General features: G+C 53.6%; 19 protein-coding genes. 12 read left to right on the forward strand and 7 right to left on the reverse strand.

Features of this window, described 5'->3' with window-relative positions; translation table 11 throughout:
• The first annotated feature begins 196 nt into the window (after positions 1–196).
• The gene (nepI, locus tag ACVXHP_RS12455; protein WP_304702568.1) at positions 197–1,381 is read left to right on the forward strand and encodes a purine ribonucleoside efflux pump NepI; all 1,185 of its coding nucleotides are present in this window, start codon (positions 197–199) and stop codon (positions 1,379–1,381) included.
• Positions 1,382–1,437: 56 nt separating this feature from the next.
• On the opposite strand, the gene ACVXHP_RS12460 is transcribed toward nepI, so the two are convergent.
• Positions 1,438–2,820 carry a glycoside hydrolase family 1 protein gene (locus ACVXHP_RS12460; RefSeq protein ID WP_316129119.1) on the reverse strand — a complete coding sequence of 461 codons (1,383 nt, stop codon included), beginning with the start codon at positions 2,818–2,820 and terminating at the stop codon, positions 1,438–1,440.
• Positions 2,821–2,913: 93 nt separating this feature from the next.
• The gene (locus ACVXHP_RS12465) at positions 2,914–3,207 is read right to left on the reverse strand and encodes a YicS family protein (protein WP_200008888.1); all 294 of its coding nucleotides are present in this window, start codon (positions 3,205–3,207) and stop codon (positions 2,914–2,916) included.
• Between the two features lie 129 nt (positions 3,208–3,336).
• Here ACVXHP_RS12465 and ACVXHP_RS12470 point away from each other — a divergent pair, with 129 nt between their 5' ends.
• The 9 genes from ACVXHP_RS12470 (at position 3,337) to nlpA (ending at position 12,224) form a co-directional block, all read left to right on the forward strand.
• Positions 3,337–3,753, forward strand: coding sequence for a GNAT family N-acetyltransferase (locus tag ACVXHP_RS12470; RefSeq protein ID WP_447571551.1), 417 nt, complete (start codon positions 3,337–3,339; stop codon positions 3,751–3,753).
• A gap of 90 nt (positions 3,754–3,843) precedes the next feature.
• Positions 3,844–6,642 carry a transcriptional regulator DagR gene (gene dagR, locus ACVXHP_RS12475; protein WP_316129120.1) on the forward strand — a complete coding sequence of 933 codons (2,799 nt, stop codon included), beginning with the start codon at positions 3,844–3,846 and terminating at the stop codon, positions 6,640–6,642.
• Positions 6,643–6,762: 120 nt separating this feature from the next.
• Positions 6,763–7,188 carry a PTS sugar transporter subunit IIA gene (locus ACVXHP_RS12480; protein WP_061380878.1) on the forward strand — a complete coding sequence of 142 codons (426 nt, stop codon included), beginning with the start codon at positions 6,763–6,765 and terminating at the stop codon, positions 7,186–7,188.
• Positions 7,189–7,200: 12 nt separating this feature from the next.
• On the forward strand, positions 7,201–7,686 hold the full coding sequence (locus ACVXHP_RS12485; protein ID WP_003023959.1) for a PTS system mannose/fructose/N-acetylgalactosamine-transporter subunit IIB: 486 nt from the start codon (positions 7,201–7,203) through the stop codon (positions 7,684–7,686).
• A gap of 25 nt (positions 7,687–7,711) precedes the next feature.
• Positions 7,712–8,461 carry a PTS mannose/fructose/sorbose/N-acetylgalactosamine transporter subunit IIC gene (locus tag ACVXHP_RS12490; protein WP_003023960.1) on the forward strand — a complete coding sequence of 250 codons (750 nt, stop codon included), beginning with the start codon at positions 7,712–7,714 and terminating at the stop codon, positions 8,459–8,461.
• On the forward strand, positions 8,458–9,318 hold the full coding sequence (locus ACVXHP_RS12495; RefSeq protein ID WP_005121522.1) for a PTS system mannose/fructose/sorbose family transporter subunit IID: 861 nt from the start codon (positions 8,458–8,460) through the stop codon (positions 9,316–9,318). Before ACVXHP_RS12490 ends, ACVXHP_RS12495 begins: the two co-directional genes overlap by 4 nt.
• A gap of 3 nt (positions 9,319–9,321) precedes the next feature.
• On the forward strand, positions 9,322–10,431 hold the full coding sequence (dgaE, locus tag ACVXHP_RS12500) for a D-glucosaminate-6-phosphate ammonia lyase (RefSeq protein ID WP_447571552.1): 1,110 nt from the start codon (positions 9,322–9,324) through the stop codon (positions 10,429–10,431).
• Complete coding sequence (dagF, locus tag ACVXHP_RS12505; RefSeq protein WP_447571553.1) at positions 10,418–11,161, forward strand: 2-dehydro-3-deoxy-phosphogluconate aldolase; 744 nt, start codon at positions 10,418–10,420, stop codon at positions 11,159–11,161. The genes dgaE and dagF overlap by 14 nt, the downstream gene beginning before the upstream one ends.
• Positions 11,162–11,405: 244 nt before the next feature.
• Positions 11,406–12,224, forward strand: a complete 819-nt coding sequence (gene nlpA, locus ACVXHP_RS12510; RefSeq protein WP_304702577.1) for a lipoprotein NlpA — start codon at positions 11,406–11,408, stop codon at positions 12,222–12,224.
• Positions 12,225–12,250: 26 nt separating this feature from the next.
• Here the strand turns inward: nlpA and ACVXHP_RS12515 are convergent, their stop codons facing one another.
• Both ACVXHP_RS12515 and ACVXHP_RS12520 read right to left on the reverse strand, forming a co-directional pair.
• Positions 12,251–13,153, reverse strand: coding sequence for a carboxylate/amino acid/amine transporter (locus tag ACVXHP_RS12515; RefSeq protein WP_447571554.1), 903 nt, complete (start codon positions 13,151–13,153; stop codon positions 12,251–12,253).
• A 25-nt stretch (positions 13,154–13,178) separates the two neighbouring features.
• On the reverse strand, positions 13,179–14,123 hold the full coding sequence (locus ACVXHP_RS12520) for a LysR substrate-binding domain-containing protein (protein WP_447571555.1): 945 nt from the start codon (positions 14,121–14,123) through the stop codon (positions 13,179–13,181).
• Positions 14,124–14,270: 147 nt separating this feature from the next.
• Here ACVXHP_RS12520 and ACVXHP_RS12525 point away from each other — a divergent pair, with 147 nt between their 5' ends.
• Positions 14,271–15,047 (forward strand): SDR family NAD(P)-dependent oxidoreductase, encoded by a 777-nt coding sequence (locus tag ACVXHP_RS12525; RefSeq protein WP_447571556.1) that lies wholly within the window; start codon positions 14,271–14,273, stop codon positions 15,045–15,047.
• Between the two features lie 39 nt (positions 15,048–15,086).
• Here ACVXHP_RS12525 and ACVXHP_RS12530 read toward each other — a convergent pair whose 3' ends face one another.
• Together ACVXHP_RS12530 and ACVXHP_RS12535 are read right to left on the reverse strand one after the other, a co-directional pair.
• On the reverse strand, positions 15,087–15,392 hold the full coding sequence (locus ACVXHP_RS12530; RefSeq protein WP_079225797.1) for a putative quinol monooxygenase: 306 nt from the start codon (positions 15,390–15,392) through the stop codon (positions 15,087–15,089).
• A gap of 1 nt (position 15,393) precedes the next feature.
• Positions 15,394–16,401 carry a zinc-binding alcohol dehydrogenase family protein gene (locus ACVXHP_RS12535; protein WP_200008878.1) on the reverse strand — a complete coding sequence of 336 codons (1,008 nt, stop codon included), beginning with the start codon at positions 16,399–16,401 and terminating at the stop codon, positions 15,394–15,396.
• Positions 16,402–16,503: 102 nt separating this feature from the next.
• Here ACVXHP_RS12535 and ACVXHP_RS12540 point away from each other — a divergent pair, with 102 nt between their 5' ends.
• Positions 16,504–17,406 (forward strand): LysR family transcriptional regulator, encoded by a 903-nt coding sequence (locus tag ACVXHP_RS12540; protein ID WP_447571557.1) that lies wholly within the window; start codon positions 16,504–16,506, stop codon positions 17,404–17,406.
• Positions 17,407–17,442: 36 nt separating this feature from the next.
• Here the strand turns inward: ACVXHP_RS12540 and ACVXHP_RS12545 are convergent, their stop codons facing one another.
• Positions 17,443–18,939: a C69 family dipeptidase gene (locus ACVXHP_RS12545; RefSeq protein ID WP_447571558.1), complete on the reverse strand. Its 1,497-nt coding sequence runs from the start codon at positions 18,937–18,939 to the stop codon at positions 17,443–17,445.
• Between the last annotated feature and the right edge of the window lie 160 nt (positions 18,940–19,099).

A 19,099-nucleotide genomic window follows, 5' to 3' on the forward strand; every position in this document is an offset into this window, starting at 1 on the left:
ACCGTAAGTATAGCACTTAGTGTTATATTATGAGATTCAAGATCCTGTTAAAGCGTTAGTGGAGTGGAAATTTTGCTTATGCGAGCTGACTCGAAGGCCGTAATGCAAATAACAAGGTTGTCAAAACGTTAAATACGTCACACTTTTAATGTTACAATGCGTAACTTTTCTACAATAACCCCACGCAGGTAACAAAATGAGTGACGCTGTTGAACAAAAATCCCGCGCTGAGGCAAATACCCGCCCGAACTGGTCGGCGGTATTCGCCGTGGCGTTCTGCGTTGCCTGCCTGATAACCGTTGAGTTTCTGCCCGTTAGCCTGCTTACACCAATGGCGCAGGATCTGGGAATTTCGGAAGGTATTGCTGGACAATCAGTGACCGTGACGGCATTTGTCGCCATGTTTGCCAGCCTGTTTGTGACGCAAATTATCCAGGCGACCGATCGTCGCTACGTGGTGATCCTATTTTCGGTACTGTTGACGCTCTCCTGCCTGCTGGTGTCTTTTGCCAACTCTTTTACGCTGCTGCTGATCGGTCGAGCCTGTCTGGGGCTGGCGCTCGGCGGGTTCTGGGCGATGTCGGCGTCGCTGACCATGCGTCTGGTTCCCGCGCGTACGGTACCGAAAGCGCTGTCGGTGATATTTGGCGCGGTCTCTATCGCATTGGTGATCGCTGCGCCGTTGGGAAGCTTTCTGGGCGGCATCATCGGCTGGCGCAACGTATTTAACGCGGCGGCGGTAATGGGCGTGCTGTGCACCATCTGGGTGGTGAGAGCGCTACCTTCGCTGCCTGGCGAACCTTCACATCAGAAACAAAACATGTTCAGCCTGCTGCAACGCCCCGGAGTGATGGCGGGGATGATCGCCATCTTCATGTCTTTTGCCGGGCAGTTCGCCTTCTTCACCTATATTCGCCCGATCTATATGAATCTGGCAGGCTTTGATGTTGATGGTTTGACACTGGTGCTACTGAGCTTTGGTATCGCCAGTTTTGTCGGGACATCGCTCTCTTCGGTGATTCTGAAGCGCTCGGTCAAACTGGCCTTAGCCGGTTCGCCGTTGGTGCTGGCGCTCAGTGCGCTGGTCCTGATCCTGTGGGGCAGCGACAAAGTTGTGGCGGCGGGTATTGCGATTATCTGGGGCCTGGCGTTTGCATTGGTTCCGGTCGGTTGGTCGACGTGGATCACCCGCTCACTTGCCGATCAGGCAGAAAAAGCCGGATCCGTTCAGGTCGCCGTGATCCAGCTTGCCAATACCTGTGGGGCTGCGGTGGGTGGCTACGCGCTCGATAACCTCGGACTGCTATCGCCCCTGATGCTCTCGGGTAGCCTAATGCTGCTGACAGCGCTTCTGGTAACGATGAAGGTCAGGATTCAGTGAAAATTGTTGCCGGATGGCGCGCTGTTTTCAGTCAACGCTGCCATCCGGTAACTGAATCAATCAAAACCATTATTTTCGGCGGTATGGGCAAACCATTCGCCGCTCTTTTTCACCGTGCGTTTTTGCGTTGCTAAATCTAGCTGGACAAAGCCGTAGCGGTTTTTATAGCCGTTAAGCCATGACCAGTTATCAATAAAAGTCCACATATGATAGCCAAGGCAATGACAGCCTTCGCTAATGCCTTTATGTAGCCATTTCAGATGCTCAGAAACAAATTCGATACGGTAGCTGTCGTTAACTTGCCCTTCCTGAATAAAGCGCTGTTCGTTTTCTACGCCCATACCGTTTTCTGAAATAAAGCAGCGTGGGTTACCGTAATTATCGCGAAGATTGGTAATAATATCGTAAATACCCGGCTCATAAATTTCCCAGCCGCGGTAAGGGTTCATTTTACGTCCCGGCATTTCGTAGTAATCAAACAGCCACTCCGGCATAAACGGCGCATTCGGATTGACTGCCGTATCGCGACATTTCACACGACGCGGCTGGTAATAGTTAATCCCCAGCAGGTCGATTTTGCCATCGGCGATCAACTGCGCATCGCCAGGCTGGCAGGCCGGAAGCTGATCGTACTCTTTCAGTAATGCCACCAGGTCAGCCGGATATTCCCCTTTCAGCACCGGGTCGAGGAAGCTGCGGTTAAACAGCAGATCCGCATGGTGCGCGGCTTTCACATCCGCGGGATGCTGCGAGCGCGGATACGAAGGCGTCAGGTTTAATACCACGCCAATTTCACCATCATGGTTTGCATCACGATACGCCCGCACTGCCGTCGAATGCGCCAGCACGGTATGGTACGCCACGGTGGCCGCACGTTTGAAATCCACCACGTTTGGGTAGTGGAAGTCATACAAATAACCGCCTTCTACCGGCACAATCGGTTCGTTGAAGGTGAACCAGTGCTTAACGCGGTTGCCGAACAATTTGAAACACGTCTGTGCGTAGCGACCAAACGCTTCGACCACTTCACGGTTTTCCCAGCCGCCTTTTTCCTGCATCACCATTGGCATGTCGAAGTGGAACAGGGTGATAAATGGCGTGATGTCTTGCGCCAGCAGCTCGTCGATGACGTTGTTATAGAAATCGACGGCCTCAGGATTAACCTCACCGGTGCCGTCCGGGATCAGGCGTGACCAGCTCAGAGATGTACGGAAGCTGTTGTGCTTCAGCTGTTTGAGCAGTGCGATGTCTTGTTTCCAATGCTGATAAAAGCCTGAGGTATTCGCTGGGCCAACCCCCTGATGAAAACGACCTGGCTGACGTTCGAACCACACATCCCATGTGGTTTTGCTTTTGCCGCCGTTCAGGCTATCTCCTTCGGTTTGCAGCGCCGAGCAGGCACTGCCCCACCAGAAGTTTTCAGGAAAACGGTATCGCATATTGTTGCTCCATTGCTATTTATCTGTTCTGGCAACAATACGTGTTTTTACGATACAGAAACCGGTTACAGTACTCATTTTACAACATAATGCCTATAAATCCGGGCATTCCACTTTGCCCAGCGCTTCCCAGTAGTTGTTCTGATTGTTTCTTTGTATTGCCAGAATGGCTTCGCGAATATGCTGTTGATTGCGCGTATCAGACATAATTGTTTTTTCCCACACCTCATCCGACGGCGACCCTTGCGGGGTGCAAATCTTACGTAAATCCTTCAGCACGGTGTTTTTTTCATGTACAGCCTGCAGACTGCCATACGCTGAGTCGGCTTGCGCCAGAGCGGGTAGCGTTAAAAGGACGGCAATAATCGGAAAAATGACTCGTTTCATGATAATAATCCTTGTTGTCTATGCGCATCATCTCAAGAGTAAGTGTAGACGGCATACGACTCACTCATCAGCCTGTGTTAATGCCTAAAACTAAATCAGCCAGACGTTGTAGTTTTTCAGGAGGATAGGATGCAAATACAGATTACCGATACGATTACCGAAGACGATCAAAACGCGCTACTGGCCGGATTGCGTGCGTACAATCGCCAGTTTCTCAGAACCACCAATTTTGGCGACCTGGCGGTGTACTGGCGCCATGAGCGCAATGAAATTCTGGGCGGGCTGATCGGCAAAATTAAAGGCGAATGGCTATGCATTGAGTTTTTATGGATGCATGATTCGCTGCGTAAAGGCGGTTACGGCACAAAATTGATGCAGGCTGCGGAACAAACAGCGCGTGAGAGAGGGTGTCTGCATGCGCTGGTGGATACGATGAGTTTTCAGGCGCTGCCGTTTTATCAGAAAAACGGCTATCAGTTGCAAATGACCCTCGATAACTTCCCGGAAACCGGTGCCGCGCGCCATTATTTGTCGAAAACGTTTTGATGACCGGAAGGTCTGGATGCCGCCTCACTTTCTTGCGTAGCAGAATAGTGTATGTTCTGAACAATCATTTATTTCTTAAGCGGTAAAGAGATGAGACGGATTGAGATAATACTGGGAGAGCTGGAACGGCTGACGCGAGGACTGAATCTTGCCCAACTGGCGCAGGAAACGGCGTTCACAGCGGAGGCCATCGGCTTTAATCTTGGGCTGGCGCGTAACTCGGTCAGTAAAGATCTCAATCAGCTCTGGAATGACGGTCTGGCGATTAAAAGTCGCGGACGTCCGGTATTCTTTCTGCATCGTCAGGCAATCGAAACGCTGTTGGGACGCCAACTGGATGAGTCCGAACGCGAAGTGCAAACCGTCGCCGATCTGTTGCCTGTTCAGGAAGACCAGGCGACAGACGATCCCTTTTTCGGCCTGATTGGTTACGATCGCAGCCTGCGCGATGCGGTGGAAAAAGGTCGCGCGGCGGTGCTTTATCCCCACGGGCTGCACGTTTTGCTGACCGGCCCCTCCGGCGTGGGTAAAACCTTTTTTGCCGAACTGATGCACCGTTTCGCCTGTGAACGCGCGACGGGAACACCGCCACCACTGGTCTATTTTAACTGTGCGGAATACGCCCATAACCCGGAGCTGCTCTCGTCCCATTTGTTTGGGCATCGACAGGGGGCCTTTACCGGCGCAAACGAGAATAAACCGGGTCTGGTGGAGCAGGCTGATGGCGGGTATCTGCTGCTTGATGAAGTGCATCGCCTGCCGTATGAAGGTCAGGAAAAGCTGTTCTCAATTCTCGACAAAGGCGAATACCGGCCGCTCGGCTCAAGCGCCGTGGCGCGTTCTATTTCGGTACGTCTGATTTGTGCGACCACCGAACCGGTCAGCTCGGCGCTGCTGCGCACCTTCCAGCGACGTATTCAGGTGTGTATCGACTTACCCGGCATCCGCCAGCGCTCGGTGGAAGAGCAGGTTGAACTGATCGTCGGCTTCTTACAGCGTGAAAGCCGCAAAATCGAGCGCACGATAAGCATCGACCGTACCCTGCTGCTCTGGCTGCTGAATAAGCCGCTGGAAGGCAATATTGGTCAGCTCAAGAGCGACATTCAGTTTCTCTGCGCCCAGGCCTGGGCCTCGGGGATGACGGAACACAGCGATACGCTACAGCTGGATAAACGTCTGGCAGAAATGCCGTTTAACGCCACGCCGGAACAACGTCTGCTGGTTGGGGCGCTGTTCGAAGGTAAAGAGCACCTGAGTATCGATGCCCGTACACTACCCGCACTGAAAAACTCGCTGGCGACCGGAGCCGAAATTGAAGAGAGCGATCTCTTTTACAGCTTCCTGACCCGGGAATATATCAACCTGCGTAACAGCAACGTACCGCCAGCCGAAACCCTGGCGATACTTAAAAACAAACTCAGCTCGATTTTTGAATACGGTCTCTACAGCCGCGACAGCGTGGCGCATCCCCCGCGCTATGGCGATCAGATTGAAGAGCGCGTGACGCTGCTGATCGGCTGCGTTGAGCAGGTGCTTGGTTTCACGCTGCCGGAGAATCTGGTTAACCCGCTGCGCAAACACTTTCTGGCGCTGATTGGCTACGTGCAGCGCGGGCTTATTCCCCAGCTTTATTCTTCCAGCCTGATCCTCGATCGCTGTAAAGATGAATACGAAAACGCTACGCTGTTATGCCGGAAAATCAACGAACTGCTGCATATTCAGTGCCCGGCGACGGAGGTGGTCTGGCTGTGCCTGTTCCTCAAAGAGTGTCGGCATTACCGCCAACGCATTGATGCCAGCCCGGACTGTGGTGTGATTTTGATCGCCCATGGCGCGACGACGGCCACCAGCCAGGCGCAGTATGTGAATCGCGTGCTGGAGCGTGAGTTGTTCAGCGCTATCGATATGCCTTTCGAGCAGTCGGTGCATGACACGCTGGAAGCCCTGACGCAGATGATCCAGGTCCGGCAATATCGCCGACTGATTCTGATGGTGGATATTGGCTCGTTGGTCCATTTTGGCAGCACGATCAGCAAATTATTCCAGATAGATGTTCTGCTGATGCCGAACATTACGCTCACCAGCTTGTTGGAAATAGGACTGGATTTAAGTTACGAAACCAGTGATTTACCGCAGCTGGCGGCATTAATGCAGAGCAAAAATATTCCCTGTCAGCTTTGTACGCCACAGCAGGAAAACAGCGGCAAAGTGCTGGTCATCTCCTGTATCACCGGTATGGGTACGGCGGAAAAAATCAAAAAGGTGCTGGAAGAGAGCTTCGGTGAGCTGATGTCGCAGGACACGCGGATGGTGATCCTCGACTACAATGAAGTCCGCAGCCTGGAGCGCGTTCAGCAGGCGATTAACGCCAGCGAGCGTCTGGCGGGGATCGTCGGCACTTTCCAACCGGGGCTGCCGGACATTCCGTTTATCTCGCTCGAGGAGTTGTTTTCTGAGCAGGGACCCGAACTGGTGCTCAGTCTGCTGACGCCGGATCTCTCCAGCAGTGAACGACGTCTGGAGATGGAGCGCAGCGCGATGCGTTTCATCAGCGCGTTGACCATGGAAAGCATCATTAACCATATTTCGGTGCTCAACCCGCAGCGCATTTTGAAAGAGATGGAAGGTGTGCTGAATCATTTGACCACCGCGCTTTCGCTGAAACCGAGCCGTCAGGTGACACTGCGCTTCCTGATCCACTGCTGCTGTATGGTGGAGCGTATCGTGATTAACCGCAAACCGTTACAGATGGCGTTAGAGAACAAGCCGGATCTGGATATCCGCGCGTTTAGTGTCATTAAATCGGCTTTCCTGCCGATCGAAGAGGCCTACGCCATTCGCTTATCGGACGCGGAATATTTTTATATCTACGAACTGCTGTATAGCTAATCTCTTTCCTGGTGGGGCTTTGCGCCCCGCCAGCATCTACCACTCCCCCGCGTGACACAAATTCTGGCACAGCCTTTGCTCTGTTTACCTATGTCTATGTAATCGAGCCAGGAGGCCATTTTGACTACCACTGAATCCTTGCCCCAGATCCTGCTGCTGACCCATGGCGGCTGGGGGCAACAGCTTTGCAACAGCCTGCGCATGGTGATGGGCGAAATCAAAGGCGTGACGGAAATTGCGTTGATGCCTGTCGATACGCTCGGCGAGTTTTATCAGCGCGTTGAAGCCGTGGTGAAAACCATGCCGGAAGGCTCACTGATCCTGACCGATTTTATTGGTGGCACTACCTCTAACGTGGCCGCGCGGCTGAGTGCCGATTACCCGGTGGCAGTCATTTCCGGGCTGAATGCCTCTTTGTTACTGGAGGCGCTGGACAAACGCGAGCAGGGCCAACTGACCACCTGTGTGGCCGAACTGGTCGAGGCCGGGCGTAGCAGCTGCCTGGACGTTGTTGCTCACGTACGTCAATTACAACAATCACAATAAGGAATAAACATCATGGCAAACATCGTTTTATGTCGTATCGATAGCCGTCTGATTCATGGACAGGTTGTGACTAAGTGGGTTGGTCAATCTCAGGCAAACCGGATTGCGGTGGTTAGCGATGAGCTGGACGCCGACCCATTTATGAAAAATATCTACCTGATGGCAGCGCCGCCGAATATCAAAGTGGATTGCTTCGGTAACCAGAGTTTTGCCGCCGCATGGAAAGAAAACCAGCTTGGTGACGGCAAGGTTCTGGTGCTGTTCCCCTCTCTGGCGGCAGTTCAGGAAGCGGTCCAGTTGGGGTTTGACGTCACCACCATTCAGGTCGGTGGGTTGGGCGGTGGGCCAAACCGCAAAGCAGTATTCCAGAACATCACGCTGGATGAAAAAGACGTCGGCATTCTGAGCGACCTGAAAAATCGTGGGATTCAGGTGTTCTTCCAGACTATACCGGAAGATAAGCCGCAGTCGCTGGACGATATCCTGAAAAAATTCTAATCCTTTGATAACAGGGTAAAAAACTATGGATACTTTAGTCTTTGCAAGCCTGATGGGGTTGTATTACTGGTTTGCCCGATTACGCCTTGGCTACACCTTCTCCGCCATGCTGCTACAGCCGGTGGTGATTGCCGTCTTCGTTGGCCTGCTGTTAGGCAACATGGAAACGGCGATGATCATTGGCGCAGGCATGCAACTGGTTTACCTCGGCGTGACCTCTACGCCGGGCGGCAACGTCCCGTCGGATCCGGCGCTGGCTGCCTGTATTTCAATTCCTATCGCCGTGAAGGCCGGAATGGACCCGAACCTGGCCATCGCACTGGCGATCCCGTTTGGCGTTATCGGCGTGTTCCTTGACCAGTTGCGTCGCACGCTAAACGCCGCGTGGGTACATATGGCCGACAAGCACGCGGAAACGGCCAACATGGCGGGCATTATGCGCTGTGCGTTCCTCTACCCGGCATTACTCGGGCTGGTGCTGCGTTTCCCGGTGGTCTTCGCCGCTAACTATTTTGGTCAGGACGTGGTGGAAAGCTTCCTGAAGCTGATGCCGCACTGGCTCACTCACTCCTTTGAAATTATGGGCGGCATTCTGCCGGCGCTGGGCTTCGCCATCACCATTATGGTGATCGGTAAAAAGAGCCTGCTGCCGTGGTTTATCGGCGGATTCTTTGCAGTGCTGTACCTGAAGGTGGACATCATGGCGATGGCAATCTTTGGTACCTGCGTGGCCTTCCTGATTAAAGGTCTGGCGAAAAATGAAGGAGCAGCATGATGAGCAGCGACGTAATGCAGCATGAACTGGTGGAACGCGCACGCGAAAGCGGCACGCTGACCAAAGCAGATATCACCAAAGCCTGGTTTATCTACTGGCTGGGTGCTGAAGTTTCCAGCTCCTACGAGCGTTTGCAGAGCCTGATTTTCTGCGCCTCGATGACACCGATCATCAAAAAACTTTACCCGCAAAAAGAGGAGCAGGTGGAAGCGCTGAAACGCCATCTCAACTTCTTCAACTCAGAGCAGACGTTCGGGGCAGTGATTCAGGGGATCTCCATTGCGATGGAGGAGCAGAAAACGCGCGGCGAGCCGATTAGTGACGCTTCGATCACTGGGATTAAAACCGGCTTAATGGGGCCCCTGGCCGGGATGGGCGACTCCATCATCTGGGCCGCCGTTATGCCGCTGTTAATTGCTATTTTCATCCCATTCGCCGCCAATGGCAGCGCGATGGGCGGAATTGTACCGTTAATTCTCTATCCCGCTATTACGCTGGCCATCAGCTACGGCATGGTGCACAAAGGCTATACGCTGGGGCGTGACTCGATTATCGGTCTGCTGCAGGGAGGGCGAATTAAGGAGCTTATCTACGGTGCGAACGTGCTGGGTCTGATCATGATGGGCGCGCTTTCTGCGAGCTACGTTAAGATCACCACCCCGCTAAAACTCAGCGCCCTGAAAGGATCTGAAGTGGTGGTCCAGCAAATCCTCGACTCTATTGCCCCCGGCCTGTTGCCGCTGGCGGCGGTGTTCGCCATCTACTTTTATCTGGTGAAGAAAGGACCGCGTTACACCACTATTCTGCTGTCGATTGTGGCGCTCAGCGTGGTTTGTTCGCTGTTGGGAGTGCTGTAAGCCATGACACAGAATATTTATCAACAACTGGGGCTAAAACAGGTCATTAACGCCTGCGGCAAGATGACGATTTTGGGGGTTTCCAGCGTAGCGCCGGAGGTGATGCAGGCCACTGCACGAGCGGCCTCAGCCTTTGTTGAAATCGATCGGCTGGTGGACCGTACCGGCGAGCTGGTTTCCCGCTATACCGGCGCGGAGGACAGCTATGTCACCTCTTGTGCGTCGGCGGGTATTGCTATCTCTGTTGCCGCAGCCATTACCCGTGGCGACCCGGCGCGAGTCTCGCTAATGCCTGATAGCACGGGTATGGCGAATGAAGTGGTCATGCTGCGCGGGCATAACGTTGACTACGGGGCGCCAATCACCAGCGCGATTCGCCTGGGCGGTGGTCGCGTGGTGGAGGTAGGCTCAAGTAATCTGGCGGCCCGTTGGCAGCTGGAGAGCGCGATTACCGATAACACCGCCGCGCTGTTGTACGTGAAATCGCACCACTGCGTGCAGAAGGGCATGTTGAGCATCGCGGATTTTGTGCAGATCGCGCAGGTTCACAACCTGCCGCTAATTGTCGATGCCGCCGCCGAGGAAGATTTACACGCCTGGGTGGCGAGCGGGGCGGATATGGTGGTCTACAGCGGGGCAAAAGCCTTTAACGCGCCGACTTCCGGGTTTATCACCGGTAAGAAACAGTGGATTGCCGCATGTAAAGCGCAGCACCACGGGATTGCCCGGGCGATGAAAATCGGCAAAGAGAATATGGTCGGGCTGGTGTATGCCCTGGAAAACTATCATCAGGGACAGACCGTGGTGACTGCTGAGGAACTCCAGCCCGTGGCGCAAGCGATATCAGCGATTCACGGACTGGACGCCGATATCGAGCAGGACGAAGCCGGACGCGCCATCTGGCGGATTCGAATTCGGGTGAACGCGCAGGCGCTGGGGCTGGATGCTTATGCTGTAGAAGCGCAACTTCGCGAGGGCGATATCGCGATTTACGCTCGTCGTTACAACCTTCATCAGGGCGTTTTTAGTCTTGACCCGCGTACGGTCGCAGAAGGGGAAATGGCGTTGATAGTAGCGCGATTAAAGGAGATTGCAGACCATGCAGCACATTAATTTTTATCGTAATAAAGTGGCCATTAACGTGCTGGCGAAGGATATCGCCAATGCCCGGGAAATCTATGATGCCGCTGAAGGCCATGCGGTGATCGGCGTGCTTTCCGCGCAGTTTACGTCAGTTGATGAGGGCGTTCGGGAAGTTAAACGCTGGATGATGGATGTGCCGTCGATCTCCGTCGGATTGGGGGCTGGCGACCCGGCACAGTATTACAAAGCGGCGATGATAGCCTCAGCGGTTCACCCGGCGCATGTCAACCAGACCTTTACCGGCTGCGGGTTTGCGGCAGGCGCCTTGGCGGCCACGGGCGGCGAACAAACTCATATCAATGCGCTGGTCAGCCCGACAGGCACACCGGGGGAAGTGCTGATCTCGACGGGCGTCAGCAGTAGCCAGGGCACGCCTGCCCGCGTTTCCTGCGATGCAGCGGTACGGATGATGTTGGATTCAGGTGCTCACGCGGCGAAGTTTTTCCCGATGGGAGGAGAGCAGTCGCTGCCTGAGTTGTACGCGCTGGCAATGACCGCTGCGCGAAACGGCATGACGCTGATTGAACCGACGGGCGGGATCGATCTCGATAACTTCGGCATTATCCTGAAAACCTGTCTGGAGGCGGGAGTGCCCCGTGTGATGCCGCATGTTTACAGCTCGATTATCGATCCTCAAACGGGTAATACCCGGCCTGAAGATGTCGCCAGGTTAATGGAGATAGTGAAAGAGATGGTGTGATGTTGCTATCGCCGGATGGCACTTCGCTTATCCGGCCTACAGATAACCTCATGTCACCAGCCCGGTCAGCGTAAGCGCTACCGGGCTTTCCATTGATGAGCTCACGGCACCTTCCGACTAATTATCCTTTTTCCATTATGCTTTTTTCTTCTTGCTGATGCTTTTTCGTTTTTTAAACCGCAACGGCCTTCCCGCTATAGTCATTTCATTACCTATCAGGCGGTTATTTCAAAAGGATAAAAACGTGAAACTGAAGATACCTCATTTTGCAGCCGGGACGGTGGTATTGCTGGCGGGATTGTTGCTGGCAGGGTGCGATCGGCAGAGCAACGACGCGAAACATATCAAAGTGGGCGTGATTAATGGCGCAGAGCAGGACGTGGCGGAGGTCGCGAAGAAAGTAGCCAAAGAGAAATACGGCCTGGACGTCGAGCTGGTAGGCTTCAGCGGCTCGTTATTACCCAACGATGCCACTAATCATGGCGAACTGGATGCCAACGTCTTCCAGCATCGTCCGTTCCTCGAACAGGATAATAAAGCGCATAACTATAAGCTGGTGGCGGTGGGCAATACCTTTGTTTTTCCGATGGCCGGTTATTCGAAGAAAATCAAAACCGTAGCGGAACTGAAAGACGGCGCAACGATTGCAATACCTAACGATCCGACCAACCTCGGGCGGGCGCTGTTGTTGCTGCAAAAAGAAAAGTTAATCACGCTGAAAGCGGGGACAGGTTTGCTGCCTACGGCGCTGGATATCACTGATAATCCACGGCATCTGAATATCATGGAGCTGGAAGGTGCGCAGCTACCACGCGTACTGGACGATCGGAAAGTGGATGTGGCGATTATCAGTACCACTTATATCCAACAAACCGGACTTTCCCCGGTACATGACAGCGTATTTATCGAAGATAAGAACTCGCCGTATGTGAATATCCTGGTGGCGCGAGAAGACAACAAAGATGCCGAAAACGTGAAAGAATTCCTGCAAGCTTATCAGTCACCGGAAGTGGCAAAAGCGGCGGAAACCATCTTCAACGGCGGCGCGGTTCCGGGCTGGTAATTAACCCGTTGCCGCGCCGGTTGGGGTTAAACCGCTCTGGCGCGGCGACGTGAATCCATTGAGATCAGCACTACCGATGAGAGGATCAGTATCGTGCCCAGCCAGTCAGGCAGGGTGAACGTAATACCTAACAGCAGCAGAGACAGCAACGCGCTGCTCAGCGGTTCTGCGCAGCTCAAAATGCTCGCTTTCGGACCGCCAATCATCTGCGCGCCTTTCAGGTACAGGCTGAACGTGAGTGACGTACCGATAACCACCAGATAGAAAAACGCCAGAATCAAACTGCCATTGACGACAAAGTTTGTTCCCTGCCCGGCATAAAACGGCAGCAGGATCATCCCGCCGATTAACATACTCCAGCCAACAATCGGCAGCGTGCCATAGCGCGCGATAAGCGTTGAAGGGTAGGTGGTATAAAACGCGGCGGCAAATGCGGAGGCAATTCCCCAGAACAGCGCGGCAGGTGAGATAGACAGCGACGTCGGGTTACCGTGGGTGACCAACAGGAACGTGCCAATGAGCGAGGTCAGGATCGCGGTTAGCACCAAAATACCCGGTCGCGCTTTACGTACTACGGAAAACCACGTCACGATAATGGTCGGTGACAAAAATTGCAGTACCGTCGCGGTGGCGGCGTTAGATTTTTCAATGGTTAACAGAAAGGTCAACTGTACGGTAAGCGCGCCTACCACGGAGAAAATCAGCAGGCTAATCGCGTCTTTGCGGTTTTTGAAAATGGAGAATACTTTGTCGCCGTGAACGAAAGAGAGCATCAGTAGAATAAGTCCGGCGAAAATCAGACGCGTCATGGTCAGAAACTGAGATGACATCTGACTTTGCTCCATGATGTACTGTGCACAAACCCCTGAACTTCCCCACAATACGGCGGCAATCAGGACGTTCATCATCCCTCTTCTGGTGGAACCCATCTTTCCCTCGGCATGTTGTTTTGTTTTATTTGTGTGCAGGCATCATAGCAGAGTTAGCCGCGATTTCTGCCAGCACATCCGTAATCAGCCAGTCATTAAAGACTTTCACCTCCGGACGCATTACCGCGTGTTGCGGCGTGACGATGTAGTATGACCACGTCAGCGGCCAACGGGTGTCGGGGTGAAGTTGCACCAGTTGTCCGTCGGTAAGTAACTGCTGAACCAGCGCCCGGCGAACGATAGCCACGCCCTGACCGCAGATTGCCGCCAGGATCACCGCAGAGGTGGAGTTGATGTGCAGTCCACTGTCGCGGACGGTCGGGGCATGGGTAGCGTTCAAGGCATCATCCCAGGCAGGAAAATGAGCGCCGGGGTGGGGGGTATCATCGTGGATCAGCTTTTGCGCGGCCAGCCATTCTCCGCAGACGATTTTATCTACCGGTACAATTCGTGGGCTGCAGACCAGGACGGCTTCTTCATCCATTAACCAGGTTTTGTTGACGCCTGGCCAGTCACCTTTGCCGCAGCGTACGCCCAGATCGGCTTCGCCGTGGGCGACATCCATCAGCTTTTCCGTCACATTCAAACGTAATTCGATGTTTTCATGCGTTTGTGAGAATCGATTAAGACGACTCATCAACCAGTTCATGACCAGTACCTGTGACGCGGTGATGATCACCACCGAGCGCGCCCGACGGCCGCGCAGCTTGTTGAGTCCGGATTCCAGGTTATCCAGTCCCTGAGTGATGTCGCGCAATGCGTCCTGTGCTTCGCTGACCAGCGTGAGGCGTTCTTTGCCCGTACGGGTGCGATGTAACAGTGGATGGCCTACCCAATCTTCCAACGCCCGCACCAGTTGCCCAACGGCTGCAGGCGTCACGCCCAGTTCCTGCGCCGCGCCGGTGAAGCTGCCATGGCGGGCGGTGGCTTCAAAAGCGTGTAACCATTTTAGCCGATTGAGTGAACGCATCTGCTTTTATCCATTCTTGTTAACTGTTTTCAGTATACGCCAGCGAGATAGATTTTCTTTCTTGAGACGTTATTTCTTCTCAGTCGTCAACCTCTGAGCCGACTGGCATCTTTAGCGCGTCAACGGATTCTTTAAACGAGGTTAACGATGAGCACATTATTTGCCGGAAAGAAATTATTAGTAGTGGGTGGAACCAGTGGAATGGGGTTCGAAACGGCGAAACTGATCCTTCGGGGCGGCGGTAGCGTGGTGTTGGTAGGCAACCGCGCCGACAAAGCCGAACAAGCGCGTCAAACTCTGGCGACGGCGGGGGATGTCGCGGTGATTGTCGCGGATTTGATGTCGGAAGCCGGAATGCATCAGGTAATGGCCAGCCTGAATGCCGAGCATAAAGATATCAGTTTGCTGGTCAATGCGGCTGGCGTGTTTTTCCCGAAAACGTTTATTGAACATGAGGTTGAGGATTATGAGCAATATATGAGCCTCAATCGGGCGACGTTTTTCATTACCCGCGACGTGGTGCGCAATATGTTGGCAGACAATATTAACGGCGCCATCGTGAATATTGGTTCAATGTGGGCGCAACAAGCGGTGGGCGCGACGCCTTCATCGGCCTATTCGATGGCCAAAGCGGGTCTGCATGCTTTAACCAAAAATCTGGCTATTGAACTGGGCGCGCATGGGATTCGCGTGAACGCCGTTTCGCCAGCTGTCGTGCATACACCCATCTATGAAGGATTCATCCCGAAAGAAGAGGTACAAGGTGTGATGAGCAGTTTTAATGGTTTCCACCCGATCGGTCGGGTCGGTACGCCGCTTGACGTTGCTGAAACCGTCGCGTTCCTGCTGTCAGACAAGGCAGGTTGGGTGACCGGCGCTGTCTGGGATGTCGATGGCGGTGTTATGGCAGGGCGTAATGCCTGACAAGTATCCCCCGCGCAGCGGGGGATAATGTAGATGAAATCAAGGTTCAATCGGCGTCAGATAATCCAGTCGTAGCGGCTCGGCCAGTAGATCGTTCATTTGCAATATAAACGACTGGAAATGAGGCAGGGCGATATGTTCGTCCAGACCAGCCTGACCGCGCCAGGATTCGCGCACATAAAATACATCTGGCGTGTCGCGTAACTGGAACAGCGCATACTCAATATTGCCCTCCTCCCGGCGCGTGGGCAGCAAGAGAGCCTGTAGCGCCTGTTTTAGTGCATCGATTTTCCCTGGTTTGGCTTTCAGTACTGCAATAATTGAAATCACTTCTGCATCAGACATGTTAAAACCCCTCCAGCACAATCTTGCCGACCGAGCGACCCGTTTCAATTTGCGCATGCGCTTTTTGCAGATTCGCCGCGGTGATTGCGCCAAAATGTTCGCCCAGCGTGGTATGGATGGTGTGGTCGTCGATCAACTGCGCCACGCGGGTCAATAACTGATGCTGGGCAATGATATCGTGGGTGGTGAACATCGAACGGGTGAACATAAATTCCCAGTGCAGCGAAATACTTTTGGCCTTCAGCGGGCGGGCATCAAGGGTTTGCGGATCGTCAATCAGCGCCAGCTTTCCTTGCGGAGCCAGTGCGGCAATAATTTGTTGGTAGTGCTGCTCGGTATTGTTCAGGCTGGCAACGTGCGTCACTTCCTCGATCCCTATCCGCGCCAGTTCTTCCGTCAGCGGTTTGCTGTGGTCAATCACATGGTGCGCACCGACTTCACGAACCCATTTTTGGCTTTCCGCACGCGATGCGGTACCGATGACGGTCATTTTGGTCAGCTTACTGGCCAGTTGCGTCAGAATGGAGCCCACGCCGCCAGCCGCACCGACAATCAGTAACACATCGCCTTCGTTGCCGTTTTCCTCAATGCCCAGGCGATCGAACAGCATTTCCCAGGCGGTGATTGCGGTCAGCGGCAGCGCTGCCGCAGAGGCGTTATCCAGCGATCGCGGTTTCAGCGCGGTGATTCGCTCATCAACCAACTGAAATTCGCTGTTACTCCCCGCACGCCCCAGTGCTCCGGCGTACCAGACTTCATCGCCAGGCGAGAACAAAGTGACTGCTTCGCCCACGGACTTCACCACGCCGACGGCATCCCAACCCAGCACGCGCGGCACATCAGCGTTAAAACCTTCGCGGACCTTGGTATCAACGGGGTTGACGGAAATGGCCTTCACTTCAACCAGCAGGTCATGCCCTGTGGCAACTGGCATGGGCAGGTCAATCTCTTGTAAAAACTCAATGTTATTGCCGTTGGTCGCGGCGCGGGTAATGGCGATGGCTTTCATAGTCTCTCCGGTCACAGTAATCTTGAATAATTCGATGGTAAACCGGCAGCAGAACGGGAAAAATAGCCCTACAGCGACAGGACTTATACTCGGGGAGTGAAAATGTTCCGGCTTGAAGATCTCACGTTGTTTGTCCGCGCCGCGGCGCTGAATAGTTTTAGCGATGCGGCACGCGAAGTCGGCGTCCAGCCTGCTCAGGTCAGTTCTGCTATTAAGCGCCTGGAGTCTACGTTGACTATCCGCCTGTTCGCTCGCTCCACGCGCAGTCTGCGCCTGACGCCGGAAGGCGAGATTTGGTTGCCCTATGCCCGCCAGATGCTGGACGTGATGCAGGCCGGGCTGCAAAAAATTCAGACCCCGGAAGATGAAGTTTCTGGCACGCTGCAAATCGCCGTTCCTTCCGATCTTGGGCGGAATTTGCTGCTGCCGGTCTTTCAATCTTTTCGACGCCGCTATCCTGCACTGCGTTTGCGGATCTTTTTCTCCGATCAGGTGACGGATGTCTTTAAAGATCCTGTCGACGTCGCATTTCGTTATGGTAATACCGAAGATGCGTCATACATTGCGCTGCCCGTTGCGCCGGGTAACCGACGCGTGCTGGTGGCATCCCCGGATTGGGTTCTACAAAATGGTGCGCCGAAAACCCCGGAAGATTTAGCGCATCTGAACGCCATGACCTTTGTCTTACGTGGACGCCTGCACGACCGCTGGGCCTTTACACGCGGCGGCGAGGTCAGCAGCGTGCAGGTCAACGGCACGATTATGAGCGATGATGCCGAAGTGATCCGACGGCTGGCGATTGCGGGTGAGGGGATTGCCTACAAGTCGTGGCTGGATGTTAGCGAGGATGTCCGCGAAGGACGATTGCAGTTGCTGCTGACGGATTATCAAGGAGAGAAAGTACCGCTGAATATGATTTGCCCGCATCGTAAGCAGCTGTCAACAGCAGTACGCTTGCTGCATGACGCCGTGAAGGCGCGATGTGAGATGCTGGCGCAAAGCTAAGATACGCTTTGCGCCAGTACATTACTGTGGTGTGACTTAGTCTTTTTTCGCTGCGTTAGCAAAGAAAATATCAGACTGAATGTCTTTGGTGCGGATGGTAAACAGCTGATTAGTGAGATCTTCCGTTAACTTCTCGGCATCGGCCATGATGCGCAGGTTGAAGTCATTCAGCATTTTGTCTGCGGCAGGTTTATTGGTTTTCGCCATCTTCAGATATTCTGCTTCGACCTCTTTTTGCTCCTTCGCCACTTTATCTTCCCACGCTTTGTAGGCCTTTTTGACGATTGGCGCGAGCTTCGGATAATCGGTCATCGTCAGCGTCTGCAATTTACGATATTTCCAGTAGATGGATTGATCGTCAGCCTTATCTGTACCCATTGTATAGTTGGCCGGATATGCTTTCAGGCCACTGTAGTACGGAACAAAGGCGGTGAGATCGGCCATACCCAGACCAATGTAGGTTGTTTCACCGATCTCTTTTGGCAACCACGGACGTACCTGCATAACGTGCGCTTCATAGGTGCGGAAGACGCTGACCGGACGCCACGGCTCTTTACCGTTCAGGCCGTTGGTGTACGGGTCATGGCTGGTGCCTTCATAGTGGCTACGCAGTACGGCTTTCACATCGTCCAGCGTCATTTTCTTCTCTGGCTTCATGAAGACCGGGAATTCACGTCCTTTGGCCATATCCTGATTTACGGAAGGATTGAACGTTTTCTGGATGGTCCATACGCGAGGATCGTTATACGTGCGGTCACGCTCGTCATCACGGGTATAGGCTTTGGCGAAGTTGAATTTGCCATCTTTCGTCGGTTCGTACAGACCTTTTTCCGTTGCGAACTGAATCAGATTTTTTGACGCCATCATATCCGGGTTTTTAGGATCGTAATCCTTTAGGCGGCCCTGATTACCGGTGGCGAAATATTGGTTATTGGGCAGGCGCTGCGCCATCCACTGGTGGCCGCTGCCGGTTTCCAGGTACCAGATCTCGTTATCGTCGACCACGGCAACGCCAAAGCCTTCGCCCGCACCGACGGTTTCAACAATATGTCCCAGCAGCGCAACGGCCTCACGTGCGGTTTTGCTCTGCGACAGCAGAATATCCGGGATATCGTCTTCAGTGATCCCTTTATCCTCAACGTACGGGTCGGCGGCCAGCGCTTTTGGTGAAGCAAAAATAGACTCTGTCCCACTCACACCGACGCCCAGTTCGTTAAATCCGGTCGCGCCGTGCAGTTGAGTTTTCCAGTTTGGGACGGTGGTATAACGCAGAGAGTTTTTCGGCAGTGGCCAGGTAAAATCATTCGCGCCATTATGTGCTTTGGTGCTGTATACCCCGGTCTGATTCTGTTTTGCCGGATGAATGACAAAATGCTGTGCTTTCAGGGCATCGCTGTCTGCGCTACGGGCGACCAACATGGAGCCGTCCGCTGATGCTTCATTGCCAACCAGCAGGGTCGTACAAGCAAAACCTGATGAAACAACCGCCAAATTTATTGAAAGTGCAATCAGGCACTTTTTAAAAGTAAACATTACGTATCCCTCATATGTACGCCAAAATACACCGGAAACATACCGTTTCCTGAAATGCGATAACGCCTGAATGTTCAGACAGTTCTCGCGAGAGAGATAAACGCCCCTGCCCACGTCTTCTCCAAATATTCATTCGTAGGTTGAAGTCTTCTGGACAAAA

It is taken from the genome of Citrobacter freundii complex sp. 2025EL-00176, from assembly GCF_053309355.1.